Raw genomic sequence first — 15,394 nt, 5'->3', positions numbered from 1 at the left:
TGTTTGTCGCTGTCGCCGACAAGTTGCGTGCATCAAGATGAAAGATGGCTGGTTGTTTCTCTGAACACTCCAAGCGTGTTGCTGAGCGTGCGCGAGGCTTCGCACGCACCATCATCCGCCCCTGCGGGGCCTCTTCTCCCGGCGGGAGAAGGGGCACACAGCTACACCCCACGTGCGCGTAATTGCGCGTCCAGCCGTGGATACACGCGCCTGGCATTGCCTTCGAACACCTTGCGCTTGTCTGCATCCGAGATCGCCAATGCGTCGATATAGCGCTTGGTGTCGTCGAAGTACTGGCCAGTCTGCGGATCGACACCGCGCACCGCGCCGACCATCTCCGAGCCGAACAGGATGTTGTCGATGTCGATGACCTCGAACAACAAATCGATACCGGGTTGGTGATACACACAGGTATCGAAAAACACATTGCGCATCACGTGCGTGGATAGCGGCGGCTTGCCGAGCATATCGGCCAGGCCGCGGAAGCGGCCCCAGTGATACGGCGCTGCGCCGCCGCCGTGCGGGATGATGAAACGCAGGTCCGGGAAATCAGCGAATAGATCGCCTTCGAGAAATTGCATGAACGCCGTGGTATCGGCATTGAGGTAATGCGCGCCGGTGGCGTGGAAGTTGGCGTTGCAGCTACCGGACACGTGCACCATGGCCGGCACGTCGAGCTCGACCATCTTTTCGAAAAACGGGTACCAGGCGCGGTCGGTCAACGGCACGCCGGTCCAGTGGCCACCGGATGGGTCGGGATTGAGATTGCAGCCGACAAACCCGAGCTCGGTGACGCAACGTTCCAGCTCGGTGATCGACTGCGCGATCGACACGCCGGGCGACTGCGGCAGCTGGCACACGCCGCTAAAGGTGTGCGGATACAGCTGCACCACGCGCGCGATCAGGTCGTTGCAATGGCGCGTCCACACCTGGCTGACTGCGTCGTCGCCGGTGTGGTGCGCCATGGTGCTGGCGCGTGGCGAAAAAATCGTCATGTCCGCACCGCGCTCGCGCAGCAAACGCAGCTGATGCTGTTCGATACTTTCGCGTAGCGCGTCGTCGGAGATGGGCGGATACATCGGCGCGGGCAATATGGGGTCGTCGTAATGCGCGATCTGCGTCTTGCGAAACGCATCGTGCGCCGCGGGCGCGGTGGTGTACTGGCCGTGGCAGTCAATGATCATGCTAGTGGTCTTTGTGAGGCAGCAGGTGCGGCGAGCAAACGACTGCGCGCGCGGAAGGCGGACGCACGCGGTGCGCGGGACCCGCAGCTGCCCATGTAGGTTGCGGTCCGCGCAGGGGTGCTCACGCGCATGTCGGTGCGACACGTGTTGTCGGCCACCCCGCCTGGCGGGCGGATGTCTGTGGCCTGGCATTGGCGATGGCAACCGATCCAGCTCAGTGGCGCATCCATCCGCTCAGCCATACAGCTCACCATCGAACAGTTTGCGTGCGGTGCGCACCACGGCGGCGCGCACCACCTCACCGCGCGCGTCGAGCGTGATGACACAGCTGCTCGCGCCGCTCGGATGTTCCACATCCAATTGCTGTGTGGTGCCGCCAGGCAACTGCGCCAATGCATGTGCGGGCGAGCCGGGCAGCAGGCAGGCAGTGGCCACGGTGACTGCGCCCAGGACGCCGATCGAGGCATGGCAGCGGTGCGGGATGAATGAGCGCACGCTGATCGCGCCGCCGTTGCGCGGTGCTGCGACCAGCATCATCTTCGGCACCGTGGCGTCGGCAACATCGCCCAGCTGCATCAACTGGCCGGCCTGTAGACGGATCGATTCCAGGCGAGTTTTCAGTGCGTCGTTGGCATCGAGTGTGGCGCGGTCTTCGTAGCCGCTGATGCCCACCGCGCTGGCGCGCAGCACCACGCATGGCATGCCGTTGTCGATCAGCGTGACCTTCGACGCCGTCGAGCGTCTCCACAGCATCACCTGTGGGCAGCAACGCACCGCAAGAAGAGCCCGCGATATCGGCAAACGCCAGCGCAATCGGTGCAGCGGTGCCCGGCACGCCGGCGATGCGCGCATCGCCGGCGTAACGCACCTTGCCGCCGGGCGTCTGCACGGTGGCGGTGGCCAGCGTGTTGGTGTTGCGCATGAAGATGCGCACGTCGGTTTCGCCGTCGGCCGCTGGCAGTAAACCGCGTTCCAATGCAAAAGGAGCAACACCGGCCAGCATGTTGCCGCAGTTCTGCGCGTCGCTGACCTGTGCCTGTTCTACGGAAACTTGCAGGAACAGATAGTCCACATCGGCATCCTCGCGCGTGGAGCGCGACACCACCGCGACCTTGGAGGTCAGCGGGTCGGCGCCGCCCATGCCGTCGATTTGGCGCGGATCGGGCGAGCCATATGCGCGCAGCAGAAACGCATCACGCGCAGTGCGCTCGCCGGGCAAATCGTCGGCCAGAAAGAAGCCGCCCTTGGAGGTGCCGCCGCGCATCCACATCGCGCGCGCGCTCAGACATAGCGCAGGCCTTTGGCGGCCAGGCGTTCGCGCATGGCGTAGATATCCAGCGACAGTTCGCCGCGTGCCAGGCGCTCGCGTTTGAGCACTTCGTCCGCTTCGCGGGTCTGCGCTTCTGCCAACACGGCTGCGGCTGTGGCGCGTGGCACCACACACACGCCGTCGTCGTCGGCCACCATCACATCGCCCGGTTGCACCAGCGTGCCGGCGCAGACCAGCGGCACGTTGACCAAGCCCAGCGTCTCCTTGACGGTGCCTTGCGCGCAGATGGCGCGGCTCCAGGCGGGGAACTGCATGGCAGTGAGATCGCGCACGTCGCGCACGCCGGCATCGATGATCAGCCCGCGGCAGCCGCGCGCCTGTGCCAAGGTGGCCAGCAGGTCACCGAAATAGCCGTCGCAACAGTCGCTTGTGGGTGCGACCACCAGCACGTCGCCGTCGCGCAACTGCTCCATGGCCACATGCACCATCCAGTTGTCGCCGGGCGGAATCGACACCGTGACTGCGGTGCCTGCAATGCGGCAGCCGGCGTAGATCGGGCGCAGTCGGTAATGCAGCAAACCACTGCGCCCCTGCACCTCGTGCACGGTCGCCACGCCGGCCTGCGCAAGCCCATCCACGACGGCCAACGGGGTACGCTCGATCCGGGTGACGACCTGGCTCATCCATCCATCCTCATTAGGGGTGCGACGAGTCTGTACGCCAATCGCCTGATGGATCAAGATCCATTTGAGGTATGCATATTGATTTTGCTTATAGTTAGGGCATGCCGCCGACTCCCGAGCCGAACCTTCGTCATCTCTACGCCCTGATTGTGGTGCACCGGCTGGGCAGCATCAGCGCGGCCGCGCCGCAGGTGAATCTGTCGCAGCCGGCGTTGACGCAGGCGGTGGCGCGCCTGGAACAGCAGCTCGGGGTGCGCCTGTTCGATCGGCATCCGGGTGGGATGGTCGCCACCGAAGCCACGCAGCTGGTAGTGCCGCGCATCGAGCGGGCGTTGGGACGGCTGGGTCGCGGCATCCGGGTGGCGCGGCGTGCGCTGCGGCTGCCGGCGCGCCCTGGCCTGGAGCGACGGGTCTCATTAGGGCAGCTGTAGGCGCTGGTCGCGGTGGATCTGGCCGGCAGTTATTCGCTGGCGGCGGTGCGCGCAGGGGTCTTGCAGCCGGCGATCTACCGCGCGGTGCAGTCGCTGGCCGATGTGATCGAGGTGCCGTTGACGGTGCGTCGTGGCAAGACCATGCAGCCCACGCCGGTGGCGGTGCGGCTGTTGCGGCAGGTGCGCCTGGCGCTGGCCGAGCTGCGTGCCGGGCTGGACGAAGTGGCCGCGCTGCGCTCGCAGCACGCCGGCCGGGTCACGCAGGGGGTGATGCCGTTGGCGCGGGCGGTGCTGCTGCCGCAGGTGCTGGCGCGGTTTGCGCGCGCGCATCCCGGTGCCAGCGTCAATGTGGTCGAAGGGCTGTATGCCGAATTGCTGGCGCACCTGCGCGATGGCGGGCTGGACCTGTTGATCGGTGCACTGCGCGAGCCATTGCCGGTGCGCGATGTGTTGCAGGAGCCATTGTTCGACGACGAGCCGGTGATCGTGGCGCGCAGCGGGCATCCACTGGCCGGGCGGGCCTATGCGTTCGCGCAGTTGCTGGCGTATCCCTGGGTCATCGCCACCGCCGGCACGCCGGTGCGCGGGCGTTGGGAACAACTGTTTCGCGATCAGGGCATCGAACCGCCGGCCTTGCGTATCGAATGCGGCGCGGAGCTGACCATCCGTGGGCTGCTGTTGGAAGACGATTGGCTGACGCTGATGTCGCGCGACCAGTTTCTGTTCGAGCGCCGTGCCGGTTTGTTGTGCGAGATCGGTACGACCAGGCCGCAGCTGCGTCGCCAGATCGGCATGACCCTTCGCAGCGACTGGCATCCCACCCGCGCGCAGTCGGCGTTCGTGCAGACGCTGCGGCAGGTCTGCGCCGAGCGCGTGCAGCCGGCCGATGCGCGCGGCGGGCCGTTTCGCTATTGCGCGCCGATTAGCGGCATCGCACCGTTGCGTTCACACGCGGTGCGGTCAGAATCGGGGTCTTCTTGAGAACGGATCGCCGATGCTGCCCGACTGGTTGCAAGGGACCTGGCTACTGGCGCTGGACTGGGCGATTCGCCTGGCCGCGCTGTTGTGGATTCCGGCCCGCACCACGCCCGGCGCGGCGCGCAGCTGGCTGTTGTTGATCGGCTTCGTGCCGGTGGTCGGCCTGCCGCTGTATCTGCTGTTCGCCCACCCGTGGTTGTCGCGCTTGCGGGTTGAGCGCCAGGCCACCGCTTCGCAGGTGATCCGCGAGCAGCAGTTGCCCTTGCACGCCTTGCGCTGGACCCCGCACGCCGACAGCAGCAGCGCCGAGGTGGTGCCGCTGATCGAACGCCAAGGCGATTTCATGCCGACGCTGGGCAATGCGGTGGAGTTGCTGGACGACTACGCACAGTCGTTGCAGGCCTTGAGCGACGCGATCGATGCCGCGGAAAAACGCGTGCATCTGCTGTACTACCTGATGTTCGACGATGCGGTGGGCGATGCGTTCGTGGCCGCACTGGAGCGTGCCAGTGCGCGTGGCGTGAGTTGCCGCGTGCTGCTGGATGCGGTGGGCGCCAAGCGTGGCTTGCGCCACTACCGCAAGCGTCTGCAGGCCGGTGGCGTGGAGGTCCTGGCGGTGCTGCCTGGTGGCCTGCGTTGGCGTCGCAGCGGGCGCATGGATCTGCGCAACCACCGCAAGATTGCGGTGATCGACAACCAGGTGGGCTTTGTCGGCTCGCAGAACCTGGCCGAGGCCGGCTTTATCGAAGGTGTGCCCAATCGCGAACTGGTCGCGCGCGTGCGCGGGCCGGTGGTCAATCATCTCGAAGCGGTGTTCGCCAGCGACTGGTTCACCGAAACAGGGCAGCGCCTGGACGTGTGGCCGGACGCGCCGGTGTGCGATGACAACATCGCCACGCAATTGCTGCCCAGCGGGCCGGCATATCCGTTCGAAAATGCGCGCGATGCGATCAATGCGGTGATCCATCTGGCGCGGCGCAAGGTGGTGCTGGTGACGCCGTATTTCGTGCCGGACGAAGCCTTGCTGAGTGCGTTGCGCATTGCCGGGGTGTCGGGTGTGGAGGTGCAGCTGATCCTGTCCGAGAGTAATAACCAGGTCCTGGCGGCGTGGGCACAGGAGGCCTATTTCGAAGAGCTGCTGCGCTGTGGGGTGAAGATTGCGCTGTACCGCCCGCACTTCCTGCATGCCAAGCATCTGAGCGTGGACGAAGACATCGCCTTGGTGGGCTCGATCAATCTGGACATCCGCTCGTTCGCGCTCAACGCCGAGATCGGCATGCTGTGCTACGACCATGGCGTGGTGCAGCGGCTGCGTGCGATCGAGCAGGATTACCTGGCCAACGCGCGCCCGCTGGAGCTGGAACACTGGCGCGCTCGCCCGGCTTGGCGGCGCAGCCGTGAGGGGATTGCGCGGTTGGCGGATGCGTTGATGTAGGGGTTGCGTGTGTGCGTGGTCCATGACGGTGCATTGCCAGTTGGAACGTGCGTGGATGCCTGCGGTTGCAGGTGCAGTAGTGGGTGCGAGCATAGGCCAGCAAGGCTTGCTGGGTTTGTGAGTGCCCGCCTTTGAACTTGCGCCTCGGGCGACCGGTCTGTCTGCGTGGCGCTGTGTTATCCCGGCCATGGCGGCGGCAATGGCAGCTGTCATCGGTGCGACGTAACGCATCGCCTACAATTGCCGGATGAATGAACTGCGTGATCCCGGCGATGCAGTGATCGCCATCATTGGCGGTGGCGCATCCGGTGTGCTGGTGGCGCTGCAACTGCTGCGTCAGGCCACCACGCCGGTGCGGATCGTGCTGATCGAGCCGCATGCGGTGCTCGGCGAAGGCGTGGCGTATTCCACCGCGCGTGCCGAACATCTGCTCAATGTGCCGGCAGTGCGGATGAGTGCGCTGGTGGAGATGCCGCAGGATTTCGTCGATTACCTGCGCGCGCACGCCTGCTGCCTGGAGCTGGATGACGCGCAGCTGCCGCAGCACTTCGTCGTGCGTCGGCATTACGCGCCTTATCTGCGCGATCGCTTGCAGGCCGCACGTATGCATAGCCCAGCGACGCTGACCGTGCACGCCGCACGTGTGCAGACGTTGCAACCAAAAACATCCGGCGCGTTGTTGCAGCTGGATGATGGAAAAACCTTGCAAGCCACCAGCGTGGTGCTGGCGGTGGGCAATGCGCTACGGCCGTTGCCGCTGCGTGGTGCCACCGGCCTGTCGACAGCCCAGCGTGTGGAAGCCTGGGATAGCGAAGCGGTCGCCGCATTGCCGCCGGATGCGGCGGTGTGCATCGTCGGCTCGGGGCTGAGCATGGTCGACACGGTGGTGACACTGGCCGTGCAGACGCATCGCGGCGCGGTACATGTGGTGTCGCGGCATGGGTTATTGCCATTGCCGCAGACGCATTGTGTCGCGGCAGACTTCGATCCGCAGCCGTTGTTGGCGCTATCGCTGCGTGCGCGTATGCGCGCGCTGCGTCAGCACGCGCGCAAGGCGATGGCGCAAGGGTTGCCTTGGCAGAGCGTGATGGAGCGGATCCGGCCGCTGAGTCAGGCCTTGTGGCAGACGCTGTCGAGCGCAGATCAACGCCGCTTTTTGCGTCATGTGCTGCGTTACTGGGATGTGCATCGTCATCGCATCGCCGCACCGCTGCACGCGCAGCTGCAGGCGATGCGTGCGCGTGGACAACTGCAGCTGCACCGTGCGCGTCTGGATGTCGCGTTTGCAGTTGGCGCCTGCGTGCGGGTGAGCGCCGGCGCCAGTGCCGGGCATGCGTTGCAGCTGGATGTGCAGACGCTGGTCAACGCCACCGGCGTGGAAATGCGCGTGCAGGCGATGCGTAATCCGCTATTGCAGCACCTGCTGGGGCAGGGCATCGCGGTGGCCGGGCCGCATGGGATCGGGGTGGATACCGATGCGGATGGCAGTCTGATTAATGCCGATGGTCGCGCCGATCCTAGGATGCGGGTGATTGGGAGTTTGCGGATCGGGTCGTTGTGTGAGAGCCTGGCGGTGCCGGAGTTGCGTGAGCAAGCCATGGCGATTGCGCGGGGGGTGTTGGTACTGCTGGGGCGGTAATGGGCGTGCCGGGACCGAGGTCATGGCTGGAGAGGGCCTGTTCCCTTCTCACGCCGGGAGAGGGTGGCGCGTAGCGCCGGATGAGGGGACGAGCGAAGCCGCGCATTCCCCACCGCTTCATCGCAATCTCAGCCGCAGCGACGCCACAACCGGTAAAATGCTGTGGTGGATGTCTCTCATTTGCTCGATCATTTAAACCCCGCCCAGCGCGAGGCCGTTTCCGCGCCGCCGGGGCATTACCTCGTGCTGGCCGGCGCCGGCTCCGGCAAGACGCGCGTGCTGATCCATCGCATCGCCTGGCTCAACGAAGTCCAGGGCGTGCCCAACCACGGCATCTTCGCGGTGACCTTCACCAACAAGGCTGCCGGCGAAATGCGCCACCGCACCGACCTGCAGCTGCGCAACGGCAGCCGCGGGATGTGGATCGGCACCTTTCATGGGCTGGCGCATCGGCTGCTGCGCTTGCATTGGCAGGACGCGCGGTTGCCGGAAGGCTTCCAGGTCATGGACAGCGACGACCAGCTGCGGCTGGTCAAGCGCGTGGTGCAGGCGCTGGAGCTGGACGAGAGCAAGTACCCGCCCAAGCAGATGAGCTGGTGGATCAACGAGCAGAAGGACGAGGGTCGTCGTCCGCAGCACATCCAGCCCGAGCCCAATGACGAGTGGACCGAGGTGCGCCGGCAGGTGTACGCGGCCTATCAGGAGCGTTGCGACCGCTCCGGTCTGCTGGATTTCGCCGAGTTGCTGCTGCGCGCGCATGAACTGCTGCGCGATACCCCGGCGTTGCTGGCGCATTACCGTGCACGCTTCCGCGAGATTCTGGTCGACGAGTTCCAGGACACCAACGCGATCCAGTACGCCTTCGTGCGCGTGCTGGCCGGCGAGAGCGGGCATGTGTTCGTGGTTGGCGACGACGACCAGGCCATCTACGGTTGGCGCGGTGCCAAGGTCGAGAACGTCCAGCGCTTTTTGAAGGATTTCCCCGGCGCGCAGACCGTGCGGCTGGAGCAGAACTATCGCTCCAGCGCGAACATTCTGGGCGCGGCCAATGCGGTGATCGCGCACAACCCGGACCGCATCGGCAAGCAGTTGTGGACCGATTCCGGCGATGGCGACCCGATCGATCTGTATGCGGCCTACAACGAAGTCGACGAGGCGCGCTATGTTGTCGAGCGTGCGCGGCAGTGGGTGCGCGATGGCGGCAGTTATGGCGAAGTGGCGGTGCTCTATCGCAGCAACGCGCAATCGCGCGCGCTGGAAGAAGCGCTGATTTCCGAGCAGCTGCCGTACCGCGTGTATGGCGGCATGCGCTTCTTCGAGCGTGCCGAAATCAAGGATGCGTTGGCGTATTTGCGCCTGCTCAGCAATCGCAGCGACGATGCCGCCTTCGAGCGCGCGGTCAATACGCCCACGCGTGGCATCGGCGACCGTACGCTGGATGAAGTGCGCCGCCTGGCACGCGCCAATGCGCTGTCGCTGTGGGAAGCGGCGATGCTGTGCACGCAAGATAACACCCTGGCCGCACGCGCACGCAATGCGCTGGCCACGTTCCTGAGCCTGGTCGGCCAGCTGCATGCCGAAACCGGGCAGATGGAACTGGCCGAACGCGTCGACCACGTGCTGATGCGCTCTGGTCTACGCGAGCATTGGGCCAAGGAAAGCCGCAGCGGGCTGGATTCGGAATCGCGCACCGAGAATCTGGACGAACTGGTCTCGGTGGCCTCGCGCTTCACCCGTCCGGACGATGAAGACAGCCAGGGCATGACCGAGTTGGTGGCCTTCCTCGCCTACGCCTCGCTGGAAGCCGGGGAAGGCCAGGCGCAGGCCGGTGAAGAAGGCGTGCAGCTGATGACGCTGCATTCGGCCAAGGGATTGGAATTCCCCATCGTGTTTCTGGTCGGCTTGGAAGATGGCTTGTTTCCAAGCGCACGGTCGCTGGAAGAAAGCGGCCGGCTCGAAGAAGAGCGCCGTCTGGCGTATGTGGGCATCACCCGCGCGCGCCAGAAGCTGGTGCTGTGCTACGCCGAATCGCGGCGCATCCACGGCCAGGACAACTACAACGTGCCGTCGCGCTTTCTGCTAGAGATTCCGCGTGCGTTGCTGCATGAGGTCCGCCCGAAAGTGCAGGTTTCGCGTACGGCCTCGCTGGGTGCGGCACGTGGCGGACCGGTGCACGGTGGTGTGGTCGAAGCCGCGCCGATCAAGCTCGGCGCCAACGTCGAACATCCCAAGTTCGGCGGCGGCGTGGTCGTGGATTATGAGGGCGCCGGTGCGCATGCGCGCGTGCAAGTGCAATTCGACGAAGTCGGCGCCAAGTGGCTGGTGATGGCATACGCCAATTTGACAGTGGTGTAGGCCAGCCCTACACCCACCGGCAATACGGTTGGCTGCGTGAAGCGACGAGGGCGCGTCAGTGTGCTGTCGGTAAGGCGGCAGAAGCAGGTTGATGTGGGAGCTCACGCGCCGCGATCGCCCAACCGCATGCGGCAGCGTGCAGGCGGCTGAGGCATCGCTTCGGCTGCGTCGTCGTCCTTACATTTCCCAGCTGAAGGTGGAGTTGATCCGCTTGCCTTTTACGGTGAGCGTAGACCTGTTCGCGAGCACCACCAGCGTAAATGGCGGCACACCTTGGTCGCCACCCGGGTAAATCCGACGCAATACGTTGTGCGTGATATCGAACGTCTCGCCCTGGAAGTCGCTTGCAACGCGACGCCCTTGCTGTCGCCCGGCTCGTAGAAATGGATACTGGCGATGACAGGGTGAGCGTCGTTGCCGATTGCCCCTGCAGCGTCACATGCAGATGCCGCTGTCGATGCGATCATTGCGGCTCCTGTACCGCGTGAGTGGGCACGATGCAGAGCGAAAAACAAAAGATGCTGGCAGGCGAGCTCTACAACGCCGCCGATGAAGACCTACAGACCGACCAGGCTGCCGCCGTCGACTGGATGGTGCGGTACAACGCCACCGCCGCGCAGCCGTCCGCCCAACGGCACGCGCTGCTGGTCGAGCGATTGGCCGAGGTCGGCGCAGGTGCGGTGATCCGCCCGCCGTTTCGTTGCGACTATGGTTACAACATTCGTCTGGGCGCTGGCGCGTTCCTCAACTTCAACTGCGTGATCCTGGATATCTGCGAGGTCAGCATCGGCGAGGGCACGCAGGTGGGTCCTGCGGTGCAGTTCTATGCTGCCGACCATCCGCGCGATGCAGCAGGACGCGCCAGCGGGCTGGAGTTCGGGCGGCCGATCCGCATCGGGCGCAATGTGTGGATCGGCGGTGGGGCAATCATCCTGCCGGGCGTGAGCATCGGTGACGACGCGGTGATCGGCGCCGGTGCGGTGGTCACGCGCGATGTACCTGCCGGAGCGACCGCATTGGGCAATCCGGCGCGCGTACGCGCAAGCCGCGACGCTCCCGATGCAGTGCCAACCGACTGAGTGTTGCAGCAACCCGCGTGGCGGCATTGATGCGTATCAAGGTGTGTGCATCAGCGAACTGTCAGGCCGATTCCACCGGCAGCCAGGCCGGTCATCCAAGGAGGTCACCATGTACAAACGTCTCCTGATCGCCATCGATGCGTCCGAGTTGTCGCATCGCGGTTTGTTTCAAGGTCTGGAGTTGGCCAAGGCCACCGGTGCCAAGGTCGATATCGTCACCGTGTCCGAGCCGTGGGCGATGGGCATGTACGACGCGATGGGCTGGAGCGTGGGCTACGAGACAAGCCCGAAATATCGCACCGAGCGCGAAACTGCTGCCGAGAAGATTTTGCGCCCGGCGCTGGAGTTGGCGGTGTCGGCCAATATCAAGGCCACCTCGCGTCACGTGCTGGATCTTTTCGCGGCCGAAGGCATTGTGCAGACCGCCAAGGAGTGCAACAGCGATCTGATCATCATGACCTCGCACGGCCGCCGCGGCGTAGGCCGCATGTTGCTCGGCAGCCAGACGGTGGAAGTGCTGACGCACAGCTCGATTCCGGTGTTGGTGATTCGCTGATTGGCGGATGTTTTGCTGTGCACGAACACGCTCAGCGCATCGCGCGTTTCAAGGCGCACGTTCTCTTGTAGGAGCGCGCCTGAGCGTGAGAGGCGTTATCGATAATGCCTCTCGCGCAGGCGCGCGACTACGCCGATTGCGGATCAGTTTTCCATCGACTCTGGCTGACCTGCAAAACGGCTTGCGGGCTTTACAAGACGCCGTGGCGCCTCGGTATGCACCAGCGATGCTGGTTGCACCGGCAGCGTGCCGGCACGCGCCGGTGCGTGATCGCGTTGCGCATCCTGGCTCAGTTCGCGCATGAAGCGCCACATCGGCACGGAGTGACCGCGGTGTGGCGAATGCGTTGGCGGTGCGGCACCGCAGTGGTGGCGCCATTGCATCGGCGGCATGCCGAAACGTTGCTGAAAACAGCGCTGAAACTGCCGCTCCGAGGCAAAGCCCATTTCATACAGCAACCAGGTCAGGCTGCACTCCGGGTAGGCATGCAGATAGCGGTGTGCGGTGCACAGACGTTGCTCGCGGATGTAGCTGGCCACGCCGCCACGCGACTGGACCAGTCGGTACAACGACGCACGCGACAGCGCGAATGCCTGCTGCAAGGACTTGGTACCGAGCTCGGCCCCACCGCTGTGCTGCTCGATATAGGCCAGCAGATCGCTCATCGACGGCGCATGCGCCTCAACCGATGAGAATGTTTGCGGAACGATAGCGCTATAACAGCTGGTGCTGCTCATGCGGGTGCTGGCTGCGGCCCACTCCACTGGGCCTGCCATCTGATCAACCGAGAAAAGCGGCGCCAACCCATCATGGCTCAAAATGCCGTGAGACGATTTGTCGGCTGATGGATAGACGTGCTTTTAAGGTGATGCAACGATAGACGAAAGAGTCGTCGCAACCACTCTCGCGCACACGCCGACTCATCCTGACAGTCGGCATCTCGCGCTAGCCGGACAGTCAGATAGCTTTGTCTTGACGCCTTTGCCGCACACGTTTCATGACAGCGCTCGCTCTCCAGGAGGCTTCAATGTCGTTCAATATCATCAGGTGCGATGGTGGCCGAATTCGAGGCCTGATCACCGCGATGCTCATCCAGGACCTGGATCAGAACACCCACCTTCTCAGTCATGCAGATGGCTTTGCCGGCACTTCCACAGGCGGCCTGCTTGCTCTGGCATTGGTGCAAAACGTCCCGATCGGCACGATTATCGAGATGTACATGACCAAAGGCGCAAGCATTTTCGAACCCAACGGGTGGCTGCTCGATCAACAGGCCCAGCCGCAACAGCAAGGGTTGAATGCGGCGCTGGGTAGCGGCCCGGGCTTCTTCAGCAGCCAGTACAAGAATGACGGATTGATCCAGATCGCAAGCGGATTGTTGGGTGCAACGCCGCTTGCAGACGCGAAGCGGCGGGTCGTCGTCAACGCCGCACGCTTGTGGGATGCGACCAGTGCGAACTGGATGCCTGCCACGTTCTCAAACGGCGTCAACAATCCATACAGGCAGATCAGCATGGTCGGCGCCGCAGTGGCGACGTCTGCCGTGCCAACCTACTTTCCGCCTTATCGGATTGCCGGAGCAAACGACGATTATTGTTTCTTCGCCGATGGCAGTATGTTGGCCAACAATCCGTCCATGACCGCCGTGGCCGAGGCCATCGCAAGTGGCCTGGTGACCAATGTCGGCGATATCCAGCTGCTCTCGCTTGGCACCGGCAGCAGCCCGCAAGGAATTCCGTCCACCGCGATCGGCAATCCGCTCGACTGGGGCACAAAATCCTGGCTGTCTCCCTGGGCCAGCGGCTCGGTTCCGGCCATGCCGCTGCTGAATCTGACCATGGACGCAACGGACGAGCTTGCAAGCATCCAGGCCGAGCAAGTGCTGGCCGGCAACTTCAAGCGCGCCACTGTCGAGCTGCAACGTCCTTACGCACTGGATGACTGGAAGCATGTCTCTGATCTGGCCAGCGAAACCCAGGCTTACCTGCAGACAGATGCGTGGAAACAAACGCGTGACTGGGTCGCCAGCCGCTAGACATAGGGCGGGTATCGGAATATTCGCGCACGCGCTAGAGTGGAGCTGCCGGAGCGCAGCCGCGTGGGTCGCCCGCATGCCGGGTTCAAATCGTTCCGTCTGCATCTACTTGGCGTCAATTCGTGTGCATGCTCTGGTGACACTGACGACCGCGACTTCCGGCGAATCAGGGAATCTTCTTTGCCACTGCACGGATCAGTAGATCTCAACGGCGTGCGTCGGGCGTCATGCCTGTGATCTGTGACCAGTCATCGGCTCCATGAGATTCCTGGAAACTGGATTCGAAAAATACGGAGCTGTGCATCCAGATACCACGCAAGCTGCGTCCAATGGTGTGCCAGGGTGCTGGATGATTGGTAGCCCATGGCGAGAGGCGAGTCGGGACGGCCTTCCCAGTCCCGAAAAAAATGGCAATTATCATGGCTATCACGATCCTTTCTGCGGTGTACGGCACCGGCAATGCAGGAATCGATGTCACCCAGGTGTGCCAAGACATCGTCAATACAGGCAATTACGATATCACCGCAAGCAATGACTTCTTCGGGACCGACCCTGATCCGGGCACGGTCAAGAGCTTTGCGATTCTTTACAAAAATCCGGTATTGAATGGCGGGAATCCCATCGCGCTCGGTTGTGCGGAAAATGGCCAGATCGATCTGGTTCCCAATCCGCCTACTGCCAGTACGCCCGTCCCGGTGCCTTGCAGACCAAGTTTTACAGTCGTCCGTGCGATTTACGGTACCGGCAACAATGGTTACGACGTCACGGCGACCTGCCAGTGGCTGGTCAACAACGGCGGCACCGCGATCCCGGTGAGCAACGCGACATTCGGCGGGGACCCCGATCCCAACGTCAAGAAGAGTTTTGCCATCGTATACACCGCCGTGGGCGGCGGCGCACAGCAGTTGCGTGCCGGTGCGGAAGGTTCGACATTGACCTTGAGTTAGCAAGTTTTGAGCACAGGTCTACAGTGCTCACACGCGTCCAAGGATGCGGTCTGACAGATCCGCGACTGTCCGGTACCTTCTCCCACCAGCGGGGAAGGACTGGAGAATATGCGGCATAGGAGACGCTGACGGCTGAGCGCGATGCTTGGGTGCCAAGCCTCGGCTAATCAGATCCCAAGAGTGCGTCAATAAAATCGAACCTGCTGGCTTGGATTATCTGACGAGTCAGTCGTCCGTTATCAGCCAGGGCTGCAAGCCAAGCTGGTCTTCGCATCTTCAACGAAGCCAATGAGCCACGTCATCTGTGCCACACGCTGACTGGCCTTTGCCTTTGCCGTGTCGAGTGCGCCTGCATTCACTGTCGAACCCATCACCGGAAAATGGTTCACCGATAACCAACAGGCGTTGGTGGAAATCCGGCCCTGTGGCGCGGCGCTCTGCGGCACGATCGTCAAAGTGTTGAGGAGCAAACCCGGTAGCGCAAAGACCGATGCGGTCAATCCGGATCCGGCCAAGGGCAACAACCCGATGGAAGGCAAGGTGATTCTCAGCGAGCTGGTGGATGCACGGGATCTATGGAAAGGCAGGATCTACAACCCCGAATCCGGCAACACCTGCAACGCCAAGATCAAGCGTGGGGCGGATGGCTCCTTGTAAGGTTGAGGGCTGCGTGGCCTTCATCTGTCAGGGACCGACCTGGCAGCCCGCATCTCGATGGCTGTCTGACCCTGAGGTTTCCCCACGTTTTCCCGAGATAGATCAGCTGGTTGCACCCGGATCGTGTAGAAACAAGTGCGCGCAT

General features: G+C 63.6%; 11 protein-coding genes and 3 pseudogenes. 9 read left to right on the top strand and 5 right to left on the bottom strand.

The window, feature by feature from the left end; all coding sequences use genetic code 11:
• Positions 1-161: 161 nt before the first annotated feature.
• From XpopCFBP1817_RS06960 to XpopCFBP1817_RS06950, 3 genes and pseudogenes are all read right to left on the bottom strand, one after another.
• Complete coding sequence (locus XpopCFBP1817_RS06960) at positions 162-1,184, bottom strand: amidohydrolase family protein (protein WP_128416558.1); 1,023 nt, start codon at positions 1,182-1,184, stop codon at positions 162-164.
• Positions 1,185-1,418: 234 nt separating this feature from the next.
• A pseudogene (locus XpopCFBP1817_RS06955) lies at positions 1,419-2,454 on the bottom strand (4-oxalomesaconate tautomerase).
• 11 nt (positions 2,455-2,465) lie between these two features.
• On the bottom strand, positions 2,466-3,137 hold the full coding sequence (locus tag XpopCFBP1817_RS06950) for a 4-carboxy-4-hydroxy-2-oxoadipate aldolase/oxaloacetate decarboxylase (protein ID WP_128416557.1): 672 nt from the start codon (positions 3,135-3,137) through the stop codon (positions 2,466-2,468).
• A gap of 101 nt (positions 3,138-3,238) precedes the next feature.
• Here XpopCFBP1817_RS06950 and XpopCFBP1817_RS06945 point away from each other — a divergent pair.
• The 4 genes and pseudogenes from XpopCFBP1817_RS06945 (at position 3,239) to uvrD (ending at position 9,975) form a co-directional block, all read left to right on the top strand.
• Positions 3,239-4,549, top strand: a pseudogene (locus tag XpopCFBP1817_RS06945) (LysR family transcriptional regulator).
• 13 nt (positions 4,550-4,562) lie between these two features.
• Positions 4,563-5,981 carry a cardiolipin synthase gene (cls, locus tag XpopCFBP1817_RS06940; RefSeq protein WP_128416556.1) on the top strand — a complete coding sequence of 473 codons (1,419 nt, stop codon included), beginning with the start codon at positions 4,563-4,565 and terminating at the stop codon, positions 5,979-5,981.
• 247 nt (positions 5,982-6,228) lie between these two features.
• On the top strand, positions 6,229-7,620 hold the full coding sequence (locus XpopCFBP1817_RS06935; protein WP_128416555.1) for an FAD/NAD(P)-binding protein: 1,392 nt from the start codon (positions 6,229-6,231) through the stop codon (positions 7,618-7,620).
• A gap of 165 nt (positions 7,621-7,785) precedes the next feature.
• Entirely contained in the window at positions 7,786-9,975 is a 2,190-nt protein-coding gene (gene uvrD / locus XpopCFBP1817_RS06930) for a DNA helicase II (protein ID WP_128416554.1), read from the top strand.
• A 177-nt stretch (positions 9,976-10,152) separates the two neighbouring features.
• Here the strand turns inward: uvrD and XpopCFBP1817_RS21815 are convergent.
• Positions 10,153-10,442: pseudogene (locus XpopCFBP1817_RS21815) on the bottom strand (hypothetical protein).
• Positions 10,443-10,472: 30 nt separating this feature from the next.
• Between XpopCFBP1817_RS21815 and XpopCFBP1817_RS06920 the strand changes: the two are divergent.
• A complete protein-coding gene (locus XpopCFBP1817_RS06920; RefSeq protein ID WP_128416553.1) occupies positions 10,473-11,054 on the top strand; it encodes a sugar O-acetyltransferase in 582 nt (193 codons plus the stop codon).
• Positions 11,055-11,163: 109 nt separating this feature from the next.
• On the top strand, positions 11,164-11,610 hold the full coding sequence (locus XpopCFBP1817_RS06915) for a universal stress protein (RefSeq protein WP_128416552.1): 447 nt from the start codon (positions 11,164-11,166) through the stop codon (positions 11,608-11,610).
• 143 nt (positions 11,611-11,753) lie between these two features.
• On the opposite strand, the gene tagK is transcribed toward XpopCFBP1817_RS06915, so the two are convergent.
• Positions 11,754-12,413 carry a transcriptional regulator TagK gene (gene tagK / locus XpopCFBP1817_RS06910; protein ID WP_128416551.1) on the bottom strand — a complete coding sequence of 220 codons (660 nt, stop codon included), beginning with the start codon at positions 12,411-12,413 and terminating at the stop codon, positions 11,754-11,756.
• Between the two features lie 194 nt (positions 12,414-12,607).
• On the opposite strand from tagK, the gene XpopCFBP1817_RS06905 reads away from it, so the two are divergent.
• The 3 genes from XpopCFBP1817_RS06905 to XpopCFBP1817_RS06895 all read left to right on the top strand — a co-directional run bounded on the left by XpopCFBP1817_RS06905 (position 12,608) and on the right by XpopCFBP1817_RS06895 (position 15,249).
• Complete coding sequence (locus XpopCFBP1817_RS06905) at positions 12,608-13,645, top strand: patatin-like phospholipase family protein (protein ID WP_244171094.1); 1,038 nt, start codon at positions 12,608-12,610, stop codon at positions 13,643-13,645.
• Between the two features lie 419 nt (positions 13,646-14,064).
• Entirely contained in the window at positions 14,065-14,592 is a 528-nt protein-coding gene (locus XpopCFBP1817_RS06900; protein ID WP_128416550.1) for a hypothetical protein, read from the top strand.
• A 336-nt stretch (positions 14,593-14,928) separates the two neighbouring features.
• Complete coding sequence (locus XpopCFBP1817_RS06895; protein ID WP_244171093.1) at positions 14,929-15,249, top strand: DUF2147 domain-containing protein; 321 nt, start codon at positions 14,929-14,931, stop codon at positions 15,247-15,249.
• Positions 15,250-15,394: the final 145 nt, after the last annotated feature.

The sequence above is a fragment of the Xanthomonas populi genome (assembly GCF_002940065.1).
Taxonomy (GTDB): Bacteria; Pseudomonadota; Gammaproteobacteria; order Xanthomonadales; family Xanthomonadaceae; genus Xanthomonas; species Xanthomonas populi.
Note: the sequence above shows the minus strand (reverse complement) of the source record. Positions and strands in the feature narration are given on the sequence as shown.

What these genes read in the sequence shown, in the direction of transcription:
- XpopCFBP1817_RS06960 (WP_128416558.1), bottom strand. Translation starts at nt 1,184, where the DNA reads ATGATCATTGACTGCCACGGCCAGTACACCACCGCGCCCGCGGCGCAC.
- XpopCFBP1817_RS06950 (WP_128416557.1), bottom strand. Translation starts at nt 3,137, where the DNA reads ATGAGCCAGGTCGTCACCCGGATCGAGCGTACCCCGTTGGCCGTCGTG.
- cls (WP_128416556.1), top strand. Translation starts at nt 4,563, where the DNA reads ATGCTGCCCGACTGGTTGCAAGGGACCTGGCTACTGGCGCTGGACTGG.
- XpopCFBP1817_RS06935 (WP_128416555.1), top strand. Translation starts at nt 6,229, where the DNA reads ATGAATGAACTGCGTGATCCCGGCGATGCAGTGATCGCCATCATTGGC.
- XpopCFBP1817_RS06920 (WP_128416553.1), top strand. Translation starts at nt 10,473, where the DNA reads ATGCAGAGCGAAAAACAAAAGATGCTGGCAGGCGAGCTCTACAACGCC.
- XpopCFBP1817_RS06915 (WP_128416552.1), top strand. Translation starts at nt 11,164, where the DNA reads ATGTACAAACGTCTCCTGATCGCCATCGATGCGTCCGAGTTGTCGCAT.
- XpopCFBP1817_RS06905 (WP_244171094.1), top strand. Translation starts at nt 12,608, where the DNA reads ATGACAGCGCTCGCTCTCCAGGAGGCTTCAATGTCGTTCAATATCATC.
- XpopCFBP1817_RS06900 (WP_128416550.1), top strand. Translation starts at nt 14,065, where the DNA reads ATGGCTATCACGATCCTTTCTGCGGTGTACGGCACCGGCAATGCAGGA.